Genomic DNA, 16418 nt, shown 5'->3' with positions numbered 1-16418 from the left:
GTGTTAGTCTCCTTATCGACAGCGAAAAATGCAACCAAAAAGCCGCCCGAAGGCGGCATCAAAGTGTCTGGCTGCTTACTCAGGGCGCTTCAGTGAGCTCGGAAAGAATATGGTGGGCTGCCTCAATACGCGCCTGATTGGGATAGTTGCGGTTGGCCAGCAGCACAATGCCGGTCTGTTCGCTGGGCACAAAGGCTACATAGCCGCCAAAACCATTGGTGGAGCCGGTCTTGTTGTAGAGCGCTTCTTCTCTGGGGGCGAGCGGCTGGGTTAAGCGGTTGACGGGGTTGGGTTCCAAGATCATCTCAAGGGAGTTGCCTTCCAGCAGTTGTTCAAGCGCCACCGGATAGGCATAGCTTTCCCAGCCTAGGCCTTGCGTCATATTGCCGATCCCAAAGTATCCGGTGCGCGTGGCTGCCAAGGCCTGGCTTAGTGGCTCGTCTAGTTTGCTCCCTTCATCTCCTACCTCAAGCCCTGCGCCGTTCATATGGGCTTCCACAAACGTCAGCACGTCAGCGGCCGTCGATTTCAAGCCGTAAGCCTGAGCATCCAGCATGCCTGGATTCACCCGAATGGGCTTATCCTCTTTTGAGTAACCGTAGGCGTAGTGCGCCTGCTGAGCTTCTGGCACTTGGTAATAGCTGTGCTCAAGCCCTAGCGGGGCGAACACTACTTCTTCCATAAGCGTCTCGAACGGTTTGCCAAGGCGTTGGGCGGTTAAATAGCCCATCAGGCCTATGCTTGGGTTGGAGTAGAGACGATGGCTGCCGGGGGCAGATTCAGGCTGCCACTGGCGGTAGTAGTCGAGCATCTGCGCTTCGCTTTGTACCGCATCGGGGAACTGCAGCGGCAGCTCGCCTGCCGTATAGGTGCCCAGTTCCAGCAGCGTGATGTCATCGAAGGCGCTGCCTTCAAGGGCTGGCAGGTACTGGCTGGCCGGGTCGGAAAGCGAAAGGGCGCCGCTGGATTGCGCATAGCCTGTTAGTGCAGCCGTAAAGATCTTGCTCACTGAGCCAAGTTCAAACAGTGTCTCTTCTGTGACCGGAGCGCCGGCTTCTTGATCGGCTTCCCCATAATTAAAATAGTGCTGCTGGCCGTTGATGCTCAGCGCGACCGCCATGCCTGGAATACGATGCTCAGCCATCAATGGCGCAATAGTGTCGTTCACCAGCGCCTCGATGTCTGCGTTATCAGGCACATTAGATGCCCAGGCAGAGCTGTCGATCAGAAGAGAACCTGTCATGATGAGGACGGAGTTTGCTGCTAACATCTTACGCATACCAATATCCTGTTGTGATTAGCGCGGAGTGAAAGCTGGGGTAGTATTCCCAGCCGCGAAGAGCGTGACAGCGGTTAATTTACGGTGTGCTGTGCGAATTGACAAACAGCGATATTTTGCCCGAGTCATTAGAAAAATTTGGGGGTCAAAGTGGTGCGTCCCTACCTGCCCTTGAAGGCGCTGCGTGCTTTTGAAGCGTCGGCCAGGCATTTAAGCTTTACCCGCGCGGCAGAAGAGCTACACGTCACCCAGGCGGCGGTCAGTCATCAGGTCAAACTGCTCGAAACCCAGTTGAAGGTGCCGCTGTTCAAGCGCTTGCCCAGGGGGTTAATGCTTACCCAGGAGGGTGAGCGGCTGCTGCCGGTGCTGAAGAGTTCATTCGATCAGATCTCCCACACACTGGAACGGGTGGGCGAGAGCAACTACCGAGAAGTATTAAACGTCGGTGTGGTAGGCACCTTTGCCGTCGGCTGGCTACTGCCAAGGCTGGCAGATTTTCAGGACAAATACCCCTTTGTCGATCTACGTCTCTCTACCCATAATAATCGCGCTGAGCTAGCCGGTGAAGGGCTCGACTTTGCTATCCGCTTTGGCACTGGCGCGTGGCATGGCACCGCGGCGCAGCCGCTATTGCCGGCGTCATTGTCGGTGATGTGCATTCCGGCTATTGCGGAGCGTCTTAACACGCCGGCCGATGTGTTAGGCGAGACCTGGCTGCGCTCTTATCGCGCCGATGAATGGGCCGAGTGGCTATTAGCGGCGGGGCTGCCGAGCAGCTATCCCGTGACCAAAAGCATTGTGTTTGACTCCTCCATCGCCATGGTGGAAGCGGCATTGCAAGGCGCCGGGGTGGCCCTGGCGCCCCCGCTGATGTTCCCCCGCCAACTGAGCAGCGGCGCGCTGGTACAACCTTTCGACACCGCCGTCAGTTTAGGCGGCTACTGGCTGACTCGCCTGCAAACACGCACTGAAACCCATGCGATGGCGTGTTTTCGGGAGTGGCTGCTCAAAGCGACCAACGCCTGAGCAGCGCTTGTTTATCCGACCCGCTTAATGGCTATGCTCACTGTGGTCATGGTCATGGTCATGGTCATGGTCATGGTCATGGTCATGGTCATGGTCATGGTCATGGTCATGGTCATGGTCATGGTCATGGTCATGGTCATGGTCATGGTCTTCGTGATCGTGACTGTGCTCATGATCACCATGCCCGGGCTCTTCATGTCCGGGCTCTGCCAACGCATCGTGCAGCACCCGCGCATTGTGGCGCATCATGCCCAGGTAACTACTCGCTTCGCCTTCGCTTGCCAGCGCATCGGCGTAGAGCGTGCCCGCAATCGGCAGGCCCGTCTCTTCAGATAGCTGGGTAATGATCGACTGATTGGTCATGTTCTCGTGGAATAACGCCTGCACGTTCTCCTCCGCAATCACATCCACCAGTGCTGCCATGCTGGCGCCGCTGGGATCGGCTTCCGTCGAAAGCCCGACGGGGGAGAGGAAGTTAACCCCATAGGCGCTTGAGAAGTAGCCAAAGGAGTCGTGTCCGGTGATCACGCTGGTGGAGGCTGGGATCTCGTCAATCAGCGCACGAATCTCGGCGTCCACCTCGGCGATTTGCTGTAAATACTGCTCCGCATTGGCGCGATATTCGTCCGCGTTGTCAGCATCGGCCGCGATTAATCCATCGCGGATATTGGCCACATACACCTCGGCCTGGCGCATATCCTGCCAAGCGTGAGGATCTTGATTGCCATGGTCGTGACCGGCGTGCTCATCCGCATGTTCTGCGTGACTATGCTCATCATGGTCATGGTCATGGTCATGATCGTGGTCATCGTGGCTGTGCTCTTCGTGGGCATGCTCTTCGTGGCCATGAGCCTCATGGTCATGCCCATGCTCGTCATGCCCGGCGTAGGCGAGCGGCTCGATACCGTCGGTGGCGGTAACCAACGCACCCGAGTAGTCGCTGGCGCTAATTAAACGCTCCATCCAACCCTCAAACAGCAGGCCGTTGAAGACCACCAAATCAGCATTCGCCAGGGAGCGTGCATCGCCGGGGCTGGGGGAGTAAACGTGGGCATCGCCATCGGCAGCGACCAGAGAGGTCACATCCACATGTTCACCGCCTACATTTTCCACCATATCCGCGAGGATCGAGAAGCTGGTAACCACCTGAACGCGCTCATTCGCCATGGCCGCAGGCAGCGCCAGCAGGGCGGAAACACCGACTAACCAGCGCGACGACCGATGTGATAAATAGCCAAGCGACATACAACACTCCTTACAGTTAAGCCAAACATACAGGCTAAAAATTAAGCCCCTTGCTCAGCAGTCAGCGGCGTTGTTTTACGCCGCAGTTTAGCTGCCAAGCTGTGGTAGCGACCAAACAGGGCCGAGAAGAGATAACCAAACCCGGCCAGCAGAATAATGCTGGGGCCCGAAGGGATATCCAGATGAAACGAGAGAAGCAGGCCGCCGGTGCTTGCCACCATGGCCAGCACAATGGCAATGCCGATCAAGCCCTCTAAGCGTTTGCTCCAAAAGCGCGCCGAGGTGGCGGGCAGCATCATCAGGCCCACCGCCATCAGCGTGCCCAGGGTTTGAAAACCGGCGGTTAGGTTGAGTACCAGCAGCCCCAAAAACACGCTGTGTACCCAGCCGCTGCGACGGCTCTGGCCGCGCAAAAACAGCGGGTCCAGGCACTCCACCACCAGGGCGCGAAACACGACCGCCAGCGTCAACACAATCAGCGTGCTGATACCTGCGATCAGCAGTAGCGCGGTGGAGTTAATCGCCAAAATCGAGCCAAACAGCACGTGGGTTAGATCAACACTGCTACCGCCCAGCGAAATCAGCATCACACCGGCGGCTAGCGAGATAATAAAAAAGCTCGCCATGGCGGCGTCTTCACGCTGGCCACCCATCTTCGATACGGCCCCCGCCAGCAGCGCGACCATCAAGCCAAACAGCACTCCACCAATGCTCATAATCGGCAGCGAAAACCCTGCCAGCAAGAACCCGAGCGCAACGCCGGGAAGAATCGCGTGGGCCATGGCGTCGCCAATCAGGCTCATGCCACGCAGCACCAAAAATACCCCCAACGGCGGCGCGGCCAGCGAAAGCGCCAAACCGCCGACTACCGCGCGACGCATAAAGCCGTAATCGAACGGGCTGACAAACCACGCATTAAGCAGATCCAGCATGGCGTCCTCCCAACGTAAACGGCACCACCTGGGCAGGCGCATGTTGATGTGTCAGCGTACTAGGCGCGACCCAGCGGCCATGGCCGCCGTTGAGCATCAGCACCTCGTCGGCCAAGCGGCGCAGGTGATCCATATCGTGGAGCACGACAATAATAGTCGCGCCGTCATCGGCCATCTGGCGGAGAATACGGATCAAAATATCCACGGTTTCGCTATCCACGTTGGCAAACGGCTCATCGAGCAGTAACAGCTCGGCCTCCTGCATTAGCGTGCGACCAATCAGGGCACGCTGGCGCTGGCCGCCAGAAAGCTCGCCCAGCGGACGGTGGGCCAAATGCGAAATACCCAGCCGCGCCATAATCTCGCGACCCTTACGGTAGTGCCCTGCACAGTAGCCGGTTAGTGCGCCGTGGCTAGGCCAACTGCCGGTCATCACCAGCTCTTCCACGCTCATCGGGAAGGTCAAATCTAATGCTAATTGCTGGGGCAGCCACGCTCGGCGCTCTTTAGATACCGTGCAGACCACTTCGCCACTAATCGGCCGCAACTCACCCATAATCGCCTGAATCAGCGTGCTTTTACCGGCACCATTAGCACCGATGAGCGCGGTAATTGCCCCCGGCTTAAAGTCGCCTTCAACGTGTTCCAACACCGTGCGCCGCGCCTGGGCTAAGTGCAGGTTGTGCAGCTGTAGGCGTGATAAAGCGCGTTGACTCATCCCAGCCACCCGCCAGCCCAAACCACCAACCCCCAAAGCACCAACAACGGCACGGCAACAAATAGCAGCCGTTTAATAGCCGATAGCGACATCAAGGAGAAGTGGCAGGGGCCCTCCTTGTTATGGCGGTGCGTATGCTCACTCATCAAGTGGCCTCGTATCATATCGAATAGGTTATAACATTACGTTTAGCAAGGGTAAAAAATTGCTGATTATTTTACCCGTTCACACAGTGCTGGCAACGATAAAGCACTGGCGGCATACCGACGCCAGCGCTTTAGAGAAGTAACAACATGAGCGGTATCAGTAGCGCCAGGTAGCGCCTAGCTGCTGTGGCCCCACGTTGAGCGCATATTCACCAGGAATCATAAGCGGCCCAAGCGAAAGATTAGCGGGCTGAAAGCGGTTTATCGCCGAAGACGCCTGATTGGGCTGCGACCAAATTTGTAGCTCATTCACCAGCATCCCGGTGGCGAAGTTGATCGCACCGTCGCTTTCCCGGCCATCGGCGGCGATCACTGCCCCTGCTACGCCATTCACTACCAGTGAACTGACGCGGGCACCCCAGCCGCGCCGCTCGCGCTCCGCCTGAGCAAGCTGCAAGCCCAGCGCCTGCACACCGCTTAAATCACCGCTGGCTTTCAAACGCTCATACTCTGCTAATGCTGCCGGGTGCGGCTGGCGGTCGCTCAGCATACCGGCCACGGCCAAGGCTGATTTCACCACCCCTACCCGGGCATCAAAACGGTCATCCGGGTCGCTCGCCTCGCTGGATTGGTACACATTCACCGCCAAGCTGGTGCCGTAAATGCCAGTCCAGCCCCACTGCCAAACGTTGGCGTGGCTAGCGCCGCTCTCAAATACCTCATCGTACTCATTCCACTGCCCATCCGTTGGGGGCAGCGTTTGAGTTTGCGCCTGGGCTTGTAACGAGACAGGCAGAACGACTACCAGGGTGGTCACCAGCGCGGCGAGAAGACGAAAAGCATGCATGAAGAGGTGCCTATAAAAGGAAGCAGTAGCGCTAAGCGTAGCACGGAGTTAGTCAGTCGTTAGCGTGGAATCAATGTTAGCTAAGTATGACTAAGGTCAATGGCGCAGTGGAGTAAAGGATGGTTAGATGAGCAAAACGACCATCAGGAGCGCCGCATGGATGACTTTTCGCCCAGTGATTTAAAAACCATTCTTCACTCCAAGCGCGCTAACCTCTATTACCTGCAGCATTGCCGGGTGTTGGTGAACGGTGGCCGGGTAGAGTACGTCACCGATGAGGGCAGCAAATCCCGCTATTGGAATATCCCCATTGCCAACACGACCTCGATACTGCTGGGCACCGGCACCTCGATTACCCAAGCGGCGATGCGTGAGCTAGCCAAGGCCGGTGTATTAGTCGGGTTTTGCGGTGGCGGTGGCACGCCGTTGTTTGCGGCCAACGAGGTGGATGTAGACGTTGCCTGGTTGACCCCGCAGAGCGAGTACCGGCCCACGGAGTACCTGCAATATTGGGTGCGCTTCTGGTTTGACGATGCAAAACGCCTGGATGCCGCCCGTGCCTTTCAGCAAGCCCGCCTTGCCCGCATCGAAGCGCTGTGGACAAGCCGGGTGATGAAGGACGCAGGCTTTAGTATTTCCACTGATCACCTGCACAGCGCACTGGCTCACCACCGCGAAGCGATCAAAAAAGCCCCCAGCACCGTTGATTTGCTCACCCTGGAGGCGCGGTTAACCAAAACGCTGTTCAAGCTGGCGGTGAATGCGGTCGAGTACGGTGACTTCACCCGCGCCAAACGCGGCTCGGGCACCGACCCCGCCAACCGCTTTCTCGATCACGGTAACTACCTTGCTTACGGCCTGGCGGCGACCGCCACCTGGGTGCTGGGTATTCCCCACGGGCTTGCGGTACTCCACGGCAAAACCCGCCGGGGCGGCTTGGTGTTTGATGTGGCCGACCTGGTCAAAGACGCTGTGATTCTGCCTCAGGCGTTTATTTCTGCCATGCGCGGCGATGAAGAGCAGGAGTTCCGCCAAGCCTGTATCGAGCGCTTAACCCGCACCGAATCCCTCGATTTTATGATCGATACGCTCAAGGAAGTCGCCCAGGAGCTGGGGAGCGGCGAAGCATGAACGTGCTGCTGATTTCCCAGTGCAACAAGAACGCCCTGAAACAAACCCGCCGCGTGCTTGATCAGTTTGCCGAACGCCGCGGCGACCGCACCTGGCAAACACCCATCACCCAAGCCGGGCTGGATACCTTGCGCAAACTACTGCGCAAAACCGCCCGCAAGAATACCGCCGTCGCCTGCCACTGGATTCGTGGTCACGACCACAGCGAGCTGCTGTGGGTGGTGGGGGATGCTGCTCAGTTCAATCTCAATGGCGCAGTACCGACCAATACCACTGCCCGCGATATTTTGCGCCGCCAGGATGAAAACGACTGGCACAACGGCGAAGATATTCTCCTGCTCACCGCCCTGGCTGCGTTACTGCACGACCTGGGCAAAGCCTGCAACGCCTTTCAGCAGCGGCTCAAAGGAAAGCTGGAAGGGCGCAACTTATATCGCCATGAGTGGGTATCGTTAAGGCTGTTCCAAGCCTTTGTTGGCAGTGATGACGACGCCACTTGGCTGGCGCGACTGGCTGGAGGCGACTACCAAGAGCAACACTGGCTGGAGGGTTTAGAGCGTGACGGATTAGATAGCCCCACTTCGGCGGTGTTTAGTCGTTTGCCGCCGCTGGCTGCTGCACTGGGTTGGCTAGTGCTTAGCCACCACCGCTTGCCGTTAAAACCGCTGGAAAAGGGCGGCAATACTGAAAGGCGCTGGGGCAGAGGAAAGGCGCCACTTCAGGCGGAGCAGTTGGGCGGGCTGTTTGCGTCTATTCATGCCGAGTGGAATGAGATTCCCGAAACCCAAGACCCTAAGCGTATAGCCCCGTACTGGCAATTCAGCGGTGGGTTGCCGCTGAGTACATCCCGTTGGCGTGAACGTGCTACTAAACTCGCCACTAGGCTACAGGCACGGATAAAAGCGGATCGCCACTGGCTGGAAAGCCACTACGTCATGCACTTGGCGCGGCTAAGCTTAATGCTCGCCGACCATCACTACTCAAGCCTGGAAGACCTACAGCATCGCGTTCGCGGCGAACCCAACTATCCGCTAATAGCCAATACCGTGCGCAAAACTGGCAAGCCCAATCAGCCCTTGGATGAACATATCTTGGGCGTTGAAAAACACGCCGCCGCGATAGCGCGCGCACTGCCTAGCGTCGACAGCCACCTACCGCGTTTAGCCCGCCATAAAGGCTTTCGTAAACGCAGCAGTCACCCGCGCTTTCGCTGGCAGGATAAAGCCTTTGACCTTGCACAATCATTGAGAGAGCGCAGCCAACGGCAAGGCTTTTTTGGTATCAATATGGCCTCCACCGGCTGCGGCAAGACCCTTGCGAATGGGCGCATTATGTACGCCCTGGCTGATTCTCAGCAGGGTGCACGCTTTAGCATCGCTCTTGGGCTGCGCACGTTAACGCTGCAAACCGGTCAAGCCCTTCGTGAACGCTTGCATCTGGGGGAGGATGAACTCGCTGTCCGTGTGGGTGGTAGTGCCAATAAAACGTTGTTTGAGCACTACGAACAAGAAGCCGAAGCCAGTGGCTCGGCGTCTCAGCAGGCGCTGATCGAAGAAGACGCCCACGTGGTGTTTGACGGCAATTTTGATAACCACCCGGTGCTGCGCCGCCTGAATAATGAACCGGGCACCAGCGCCCTGATCGCTGCGCCCATTTTGGTGTGTACCGTTGACCACCTGGTGCCTGCTACGGAGAGCACCCGGGGTGGGCGGCAGATCGTGCCCATGCTGCGGTTAATGAGCAGTGACTTGGTACTCGATGAAATCGACGATTTCGATATCAACGACCTGCCTGCGCTGACTCGATTAGTGAATTGGGCGGGGCTCTTGGGATCGCGGGTGCTGCTGTCATCCGCCACCTTGCCGCCCGCATTGGTCGAAGGGTTGTATGAAGCCTACCGCAGCGGCCGCGAAGCCTTTCAGCGCCACCGTGGCGAACCGGGCTTGGCGGTGGATATTTGCTGCGCATGGTTCGACGAACACGACCGTCAGCATGAAAACTGCGCCAGCAGCGAGACCTTCAAGGATGCGCATCACGCCTTCGCCAAACGCCGGTTAGAGCGCCTATCGTCTAGCCCGGTGCGCCGCCGTGGCGATATTTTAGCGTTGCCAGCGTTGGGCAAACGCCCGGAAGAGATCAGAACTGCGATTGCAGGGCTACTGCGTGAACATGCGCTAGCGCTGCACCAGCGGCACCACTCCGTTGACCCCCACACCAGCAAACGCGTCAGTTTTGGCCTTATTCGCATGGCCAATATCGACCCCTTAGTGGATGTGGCCAGGGCGCTGTTTCAGCAGGGCGCGCCGGAAGGTGTGCGCATTCACCTCTGCGTTTACCACTCCCGCCACCCACTGGTGATGCGCTCGGAAATTGAACGCCGGTTGGATAAAACGCTGCAACGGGCCGAACCCGAGCGCGTGTTTCAGCAGCCCGATATCCGCCGCCTATTGGATAGCAGTGAAGAAAACGACCACTTGTTTATTGTGCTGGGCTCGCCGGTCACCGAAGTGGGCCGCGACCACGACTACGACTGGGCGATCGTAGAGCCTTCATCTATGCGCTCGATCATCCAGCTAGCGGGCCGGGTACGCCGTCACCGTGAGCAGGCGTGTGAAGTGCCCAATATTTTGCTGTTAGAGACCAATTTGAAAGACCTTGAGCGGCCGGATGAACCCGCTTTTCATAAGCCAGGGTTTGAAACAAACGCTACCTGGCGTCTCAAAAGCCACTCACTTAACACCTTGTTAACGCCGGATGAGTACCAGGTCATTGACGCTCGCCCCCGCGTTCTGGCGAGGGAAACGCTGCATGCCACAGAAAGTCTCGTCGATCTGGAGCATGTGCGGCTGCATCAACTGATGATCGAACAACCCGCTGAACCGTTAACCAAAAAAGAGATCAGGCTTGGCAAGCAGCCCAAGCCGCCACCGCTGGGGGCCTATAGTTGGTACGCCTTACCACAGGTGCACTTAACCGGTGTATTGATTCAGCGTGATCCGTTTCGCAAACAGCTTGAACCTGAAATAACCCTAGCGCTGCTGCCCGATGAAAGCGGCGAAACCTGGACGCTACACCGCGTAGACGATGGTGCAAGGCGGGGTGAAAAGCTCTATGTGCCGGTAGAAGAGAGCCTGCTGGTGCGGGTAGACCTGGCAAAAGAGCAGGGCGAGCGGATTCAACCCTGGGGCGCCAGCGACTATTTAACGGCATTGGCTGACTTGGCAGAAGACCTGGATATTTCCCTTGATCGCGCCGCCCGAACCTTCGGCACGGTGACGGCTTCGGCTAGAAACCAGCGGTGGGGGTATCACTCGGTGTTGGGGTTTTGGCGGAGCCGCTAACTATGCGTTTGCGAGCCGGTCACTGACTAAGCGGTTGAGGCTGATATTTTCCTCTGCTGCCTTAATCGCAAGCTCACGGTGTTTTTCCGGGGGAATGCGCACATTAAAACGACCAGAGTAGTGGCGTTCAGAAAGTGGGAGCGGGGGTGTTTCTCCTTCAGCTTCCATGTCGGCCACTACGTCGGAAACTAGGGACAGAATACCTTCCAGCGCTTCTTGGTGAGTATCTGCAAGCCAAGAGAGGCTGGGTAGTTCGGTGCATAAACCAACGAATTGGTCATCTTCTTCTGACCAGCGGATGCGGTAGGTGTAATGGGTATGGTTCACCATGGTGCTACTCCCATCGTCATGCTGATGACGACAATTTATCAATGGCAGCAAGCGCTTGGCGTACTTGATAAGCCTTGGCTTCTCCATTTTTCCCCCGCTGAATATTAACGCGAGGATCGCCGGGCCAGGGCGTTTTATATACCCGATGGCTAGTTTTTTGCTGGCGAGGAGGGCCAAAGTAGTGATCGCATAAATAGGTCAGTTCGTCGAAGCTCATGCTTTTAGGCTGTCGACGTGCTTTATCCAAAAGCTTATCAAGCTTTGCCATAAGCGCTCTCAAATAGTAGTACTAATAATAGTACTGTATTGGATGGATGTCACGCTGCAATGATGAGTCTGCTGCCTGTTCGGCAGAACATTGCCAAATGAAAATATAAGGCGTGCGATAGTATTGCTGAGCTACCTTCTCGGTAGTCAGGAATGAATGTTAGGAGTGTCTGAGAATGTAGTCAAGAATTTTGATTTTATAAGTGTACGTTAGTAGGATGACTTTATGTGAATAAGGTTTCTGGCTGAGCATCAGGCGTTTCCTTAAGTGCAGTAGTCGCAAGATCGTTCAAGGCTACAGTATAAAATATGATTAGGGAGTAGAGTTATGCGGGAAAGAACCGGCAACGGGGGACAAAAACTCAATTTAGTCATCCAGCACTTTCTAAAAGAGCGCTTCGATACCAAAACGGAAAAGCTAGATCCCGATGACCCGAAATACCAGGCACTGGTTGAGCAGTTCCAGTTCGATACCTGGATCAACGATGCGGCAAGGCGCGTTGGCCAACTGCAAGTCGTAACCCACTCGCTAAAACCTATCCACCCCGATGCCAAAGGTTCCAATCTTTACGCCCCGCCTGAATCGCTAAACAACCATTATCTTGTCGGTAGTCATGTACTACCCGCTGATTTTGCGGGCGATGTGGTGGGGAACGCCGCAGCCTTGGATGTGTATAAGTTCTTGAAGCTGCAATTCGAGGGAAAATCGCTGCTTGAGCGTGCGCTAGAAAATGACAGCGAGTTTGCCAAAGCGTTAAGCGATAACCCTGAACAAGCCCAGGCGTGGATAAGCGCCTTTGCTGCGATTACCGAACCGCGTGGTGAACACGCCTCCCACACTCGTGGCAAACAGCTCTATTGGCTGGTGGGCGAAGACGCCTTGGAAGATGAAGACTTCCACCTGCTAGCCCCACTCTATGCCACCTCGCTGGCCCACCGCGTATTCCAAACCATTAACCATGACCGTTTTAGCGAAGAGGCTAAAGAGGCACGTAAAGCCAAGCGGGAAGGCAAATACGCCGAGCAACCCGTGCACAGCTACCCCAACCTGGCCGTACAAAAAATGGGTGGTACCAAGCCGCAAAATATCTCGCAACTTAACAGCGAGCGCGGCGGTAACAACTATTTGATGGCATCGCTTCCACCCAGTTGGAATGTCCGTGATATTCGCCCACCGCTAAAAGTAGCATCGGTTTTCTCCAACCCAGGAATATTTGGCAGCCGCTCAGAAGTGCGCTCCCTTGTTAAAGACCTAAAGCGCTTTCTGGAGACCAATCCCACCACCGATATGCACACCCGCGATTTACGTGATGACTTCACCGCCATGCTGATGGATGAGCTGGCACTATTTGCCATGCAAATGCATAGCCTGCCAGCGGGTTGGAGCGACGATGAAAAATGCGAACTGGTCGCCGAAGAAGCCTTTTGGCTAGACCCTGGCCGAGCCGAGGAAGATGCCGCTTTTCGTGAAGCGCGAAACAGCGTGGAATGGGCTGACGAGATTCGCCACCGTTACGCTAGCTGGCTCAATGCGGCGTTGGGTGAAAAGCTCCCGTTAGGCGATGTGGAGTTTCGCCATTGGCAGAAAACGCTGGCAAAAGATACGACTCATCAAAGCATGTTAGATCGTGACCGCCGCTGGATGGAAAGCCTAATAGAAGACCTAGCCAACCTGCCTGGAGGTGATGACGATGAGTGAAGTGAAAAACCTCCTGGTTTTACCACGCCTGCGGGTACAAAACGCCAACGCGATTTCCAGCCCAATGACCTGGGGCTTTCCTTCAATGAGCGCTTTTGTAGGCTTGATGCACGCCCTTGAGCGCAAGCTCTATGCGGCAGGTATCAACGTTTCGCTCAGTAACGTCGGCGTTATTTGCCACGACTTTGACGCCCAGGCCACTGAAGGTGGCTACATTCGGGGCTTTCATCTAACTCGTAACCCGGTGGATAAAACCGGCGGCACGGCAGCGATTGTAGAAGAAGGGCGCATCCATCTGGATATCACGGTGGTCTTCACAATTGATTCAGCGGCGGCGGAAAGTGAGCACGAGCACATTGCCGAAAAAATCGGTGAGATCGTTGCGGGTATGCGTATTGCCGGTGGCAGCGTCATCCCTAATCGCAGCTTGCCAAACCACAAAAAACGTCCGCAATGGGTCACGCTTGATGACGATGAAGAAAAACGGCAAAAGCAGTTCGCGCGCCTAAAGCGGCGCTGGTTACCGGGCTTTGCGCTCACGCTGCGCGATGACTACCTCGCCGAGCACCACCAAACGCTGCAACAGCAAAACCCGAAGGCCAATTTGCTGGATGCGTGGCTAGACCTTTCACGGCTCAATCACTACTGCACCCTGGAAAATGAAGGTGAATCCAAAGAGAAGCCCGTTTGGCAGGTGCAGCGTCCCTATCGCGGCTGGCTGGTGCCTATCCCCGTAGGTTACGGCGCTATTTCTGACCTTTTTAATTCCGGAGAAGTGGCTAACGCCCGGGATAACAAGACTAAGTTTCGCTTTGTTGAAAGCCTCTACTCCATTGGTGAATGGGTCAGCCCGCACCGCATGAAGCAACCTGAAGACCTGCTTTGGTACGTTGATAACGACGAAGAAGCGGGACTTTACCGACTCAACAACGATTACCACCTTCGCGCCTCAGCACAGTAAACAAGGAGCTTTATCATGGCTAAAAACGATACCCTTAAAACCGCTTCCGTCCTCGCCTTTGAGCGCAAGCTTGATCCCTCCGATGCCCTGCTATACGCCAGCAGCTGGGGTAAGCGCCAAGATAATCAGCAGTGGCAGCCGGTAGAAGTACGCGAAAAATCGGTGCGCGGTACCATCTCCAACCGCCTGAAAGCCAAAGACCAAGACCCCGCTAAGCTAGACGCAGCGATTGAAAATCCCAACCTGCAAACCGTCGATGTCGCCACTTTGCCCCACGATGCAGATACCTTAGTGGCGCGTTTTACGCTGCGCGTATTGGCCGGTGCGGGAACGCCCTCGGCCTGCAACAACGCCGAGTACCAAGCCAAGCTGGAACAAGCAGTCGCCGAATATAAGCAGGCGCAAGGTTTTGGCGAGCTGGCGCATCGCTATGCCAATAACCTCGCCAATGGCCGTTTTTTGTGGCGCAACCGCATGGGCGCAGAACAAGTCGAGGTCAGTGTTCGCCAATTGGCCCAGGGCAAAACAACCAAAGAGTGGACGTTTGATGCCCTGTCGCTCTCGTTGCGGGCTTTCGATGACACCGCCGAGCTTAAAGAACTCGCCGGTGTTATTGCCTCCGCATTGGCCGGTGAGCAGCACTTACTGCTAGAGGTGGTGGCCTACGTGCGCGTAGGCAGTGGCCAAGAGGTGTTCCCGTCTCAAGAGCTGATTCTAGACCGGGGCCGGGGTGATAAGAGTAAAACGCTTTATCACGTTAGCAAGATTGCCGGTATTCACTCGCAGAAACTGGGTAATGCTATTCGCACCATTGATACCTGGTACCCCAATGAGAACGATGAAGATCTTGGGCCTATTGCCGTGGAACCCTATGGCTCGGTGACTACCCAGGGCAAAGCGTACCGCCAGCCCAAACAGAAGGCCGATTTCTACTCACTGCTGGATAACTGGATGATCAAAGACCAAGTGCCTTCCAAAGAGAACCAGCACTTTGTGATGGCAACGCTGATTCGCGGTGGCGTATTCGGCGAAGCGGGGTAAGCCATGGATCACTATCTCGATATCCGATTAAGGCCCGACCCTGACTTTGCCCCGGCAATGTTAATGGGCGCGCTTTATAACAAGCTGCACCGGGCGCTGTTTGATTTACAGGCTGAGGACGTAGGTATCAGTTTCCCTGGCCATAAGCACGGTTTACGCGCCCGCACGCTGGGTGATCATCTTCGCCTACACGGCACAAAAACGCGTTTGCAGCAGCTAATGAGTGCAGACTGGCTAACCGGTATGCGTGATCACACTCAGGTGAGCGAGGTGCTTGCGGTGCCTGCGGGTGCTCAGCATATCAACGTGGCGCGTAAACAGTTCAATACGGGGAGCGAAAGCCGGGCCAAGCGCTATGCTAAACGGCACAACATCACGGATGAGGAAGCGCGGAAGATTTATGCCAAGCTGGCTGAACGGCGTATTGAGCTTCCCTTTGTGCAGATCAATAGCCGCTCCACCCAGCAGCGTTTTAGCCTTTTTATTGAACATGGCAAACCGACCGCTTCTGCCACGGAGGGCACGTACAGCCATTACGGCCTAAGCCCCAACGCAACGGTGCCCTGGTTTTGACCCTTTTTTTCAGCGATAAAATAGGCCACCAATAATCAACCACTTAGCGGTATCGCTCAAAAAAGGGTGATACCGTTTTTTTCGGCCAAAGCTCTTTAACAATCAACACATTAATTTTGATATGCTCTAGTTCGCTGCCGCCCAGGCAGCTTAGAAAATCAGGGCGACATGCAGCGCGAGGGCAGTTACGTTCGCTGCCGCCCAGGCAGCTTAGAAATCAACAAGACCCGTGGCGGCGATGAGGCCGACGTTCGCTGCCGCCCAGGCAGCTTAGAAAAACACGTATCAATATCGGTGGCAGGCGTGGCAGTTCGCTGCCGCCCAGGCAGCTTAGAAAATAATCTATCAACTCTTGATAACTGATAGCTTGTTCGCTGCCGCCCAGGCAGCTTAGAAAGATCACCATGTCTTCGTCGATCGTTAATTCATGTTCGCTGCCGCCCAGGCAGCTTAGAAAACGTTAACAAGCACGTACTGCAGGCCGGTAGGGTTCGCTGCCGCCCAGGCAGCTTAGAAATCAACGCTCACGCTACTCATCCCACTGGGGTTGTGCGCTGCCGCCCAGGCAGCTTAGAAATAACACGCCTTGCAAAATACTGGGTGGTATTCGTGCGCTGCCGCCCAGGCAGCTTAGAAAAGTTTGCGCAAGAAATGGAGGATGCAGGAACTGTGCGCTGCCGCCTAGGCAGCTTAGAAAAGTTACGCGAGCGCGGCTACTCAATCATTAACGTGCGCTGCCGCCCAGGCAGCTTAGAAAAGGCATGGGAGTTCGAGTCTCCCTATTCGCACTGTGTATGTGGCTTGGTATCACTGCGCTTGTGTGCCGCTTGGCAGTGCAACCTCAATAAAATAGCCACCGCTTGGGTGGCTATAGATGCTGAG

15 protein-coding genes and 1 CRISPR repeat array are annotated in these 16418 nt (G+C 56.0%); of the genes, 7 read left to right on the top strand and 8 right to left on the bottom strand.

The features are described from left to right. Nucleotides 1–79: 79 nt before the first annotated feature. Entirely contained in the window at nucleotides 80–1279 is a 1200-nt protein-coding gene (ampC, locus tag QT230_RS11860) for a class C beta-lactamase (protein ID WP_308322012.1), read from the bottom strand. A gap of 150 nt (nucleotides 1280–1429) precedes the next feature. Between ampC and QT230_RS11855 the strand changes: the two genes are divergently transcribed. Then, nucleotides 1430–2305 carry a LysR family transcriptional regulator gene (locus QT230_RS11855; RefSeq protein ID WP_308322010.1) on the top strand — a complete coding sequence of 292 codons (876 nt, stop codon included), beginning with the start codon at nucleotides 1430–1432 and terminating at the stop codon, nucleotides 2303–2305. A gap of 24 nt (nucleotides 2306–2329) precedes the next feature. Here the strand turns inward: QT230_RS11855 and QT230_RS11850 are convergent, their stop codons facing one another. From QT230_RS11850 to QT230_RS11830, 5 genes are all read right to left on the bottom strand, one after another. Then, nucleotides 2330–3550 (bottom strand): metal ABC transporter solute-binding protein, Zn/Mn family, encoded by a 1221-nt coding sequence (locus QT230_RS11850; protein ID WP_308322008.1) that lies wholly within the window; start codon nucleotides 3548–3550, stop codon nucleotides 2330–2332. 41 nt (nucleotides 3551–3591) lie between these two features. Then, on the bottom strand, nucleotides 3592–4482 hold the full coding sequence (locus QT230_RS11845) for a metal ABC transporter permease (protein WP_308322005.1): 891 nt from the start codon (nucleotides 4480–4482) through the stop codon (nucleotides 3592–3594). After that, nucleotides 4466–5200, bottom strand: a complete 735-nt coding sequence (locus QT230_RS11840) for an ABC transporter ATP-binding protein (RefSeq protein WP_308322004.1) — start codon at nucleotides 5198–5200, stop codon at nucleotides 4466–4468. Before QT230_RS11840 ends, QT230_RS11845 begins: the two co-directional genes overlap by 17 nt. Further along, the gene (locus QT230_RS11835) at nucleotides 5197–5346 is read right to left on the bottom strand and encodes a hypothetical protein (protein ID WP_308322003.1); all 150 of its coding nucleotides are present in this window, start codon (nucleotides 5344–5346) and stop codon (nucleotides 5197–5199) included. The genes QT230_RS11840 and QT230_RS11835 overlap by 4 nt, the downstream gene beginning before the upstream one ends. Before the next feature lie 157 nt (nucleotides 5347–5503). Further along, entirely contained in the window at nucleotides 5504–6193 is a 690-nt protein-coding gene (locus tag QT230_RS11830; protein ID WP_308322002.1) for a hypothetical protein, read from the bottom strand. 156 nt (nucleotides 6194–6349) lie between these two features. On the opposite strand from QT230_RS11830, the gene cas1f reads away from it, so the two are divergent. Continuing rightward, entirely contained in the window at nucleotides 6350–7324 is a 975-nt protein-coding gene (gene cas1f / locus QT230_RS11825; protein ID WP_308322001.1) for a type I-F CRISPR-associated endonuclease Cas1f, read from the top strand. Beyond that, nucleotides 7321–10665, top strand: a complete 3345-nt coding sequence (cas3f, locus tag QT230_RS11820) for a type I-F CRISPR-associated helicase Cas3f (protein WP_308322000.1) — start codon at nucleotides 7321–7323, stop codon at nucleotides 10663–10665. The genes cas1f and cas3f overlap by 4 nt, the downstream gene beginning before the upstream one ends. Here cas3f and QT230_RS11815 read toward each other — a convergent pair whose 3' ends face one another. Together QT230_RS11815 and QT230_RS11810 are read right to left on the bottom strand one after the other, a co-directional pair. After that, on the bottom strand, nucleotides 10666–10995 hold the full coding sequence (locus QT230_RS11815) for a toxin-antitoxin system HicB family antitoxin (protein WP_308321999.1): 330 nt from the start codon (nucleotides 10993–10995) through the stop codon (nucleotides 10666–10668). It lies immediately after the preceding gene. Between the two features lie 16 nt (nucleotides 10996–11011). Continuing rightward, on the bottom strand, nucleotides 11012–11263 hold the full coding sequence (locus QT230_RS11810) for a toxin HicA (protein ID WP_308321997.1): 252 nt from the start codon (nucleotides 11261–11263) through the stop codon (nucleotides 11012–11014). A gap of 327 nt (nucleotides 11264–11590) precedes the next feature. Between QT230_RS11810 and csy1 the strand changes: the two genes are divergently transcribed. From csy1 to cas6f, 4 genes are read left to right on the top strand one after another with little or no spacing between them, the layout of a single operon-like run. Next, complete coding sequence (gene csy1, locus QT230_RS11805) at nucleotides 11591–12961, top strand: type I-F CRISPR-associated protein Csy1 (protein ID WP_308321996.1); 1371 nt, start codon at nucleotides 11591–11593, stop codon at nucleotides 12959–12961. Continuing rightward, entirely contained in the window at nucleotides 12954–13922 is a 969-nt protein-coding gene (gene csy2 / locus QT230_RS11800) for a type I-F CRISPR-associated protein Csy2 (protein WP_308321995.1), read from the top strand. Before csy1 ends, csy2 begins: the two co-directional genes overlap by 8 nt. A gap of 15 nt (nucleotides 13923–13937) precedes the next feature. Then, on the top strand, nucleotides 13938–14963 hold the full coding sequence (csy3, locus tag QT230_RS11795; RefSeq protein ID WP_308321994.1) for a type I-F CRISPR-associated protein Csy3: 1026 nt from the start codon (nucleotides 13938–13940) through the stop codon (nucleotides 14961–14963). 3 nt (nucleotides 14964–14966) lie between these two features. Continuing rightward, nucleotides 14967–15536 (top strand): type I-F CRISPR-associated endoribonuclease Cas6/Csy4, encoded by a 570-nt coding sequence (cas6f, locus tag QT230_RS11790; RefSeq protein WP_308321993.1) that lies wholly within the window; start codon nucleotides 14967–14969, stop codon nucleotides 15534–15536. A 132-nt stretch (nucleotides 15537–15668) separates the two neighbouring features. Then, nucleotides 15669–16293: a CRISPR direct-repeat array (repeat unit 25 nt; unit sequence CGCTGCCGCCCAGGCAGCTTAGAAA). Nucleotides 16294–16418 lie beyond the last annotated feature (125 nt).

Origin of the sequence: Halomonas sp. SpR8, from assembly GCF_031010195.1 — a bacterium.
Lineage (GTDB): Bacteria > Pseudomonadota > Gammaproteobacteria > Pseudomonadales > Halomonadaceae > Vreelandella.
The sequence above is the reverse complement of the archived record's forward strand: the minus strand, read 5'-3'. Positions and strand labels throughout refer to the sequence as shown.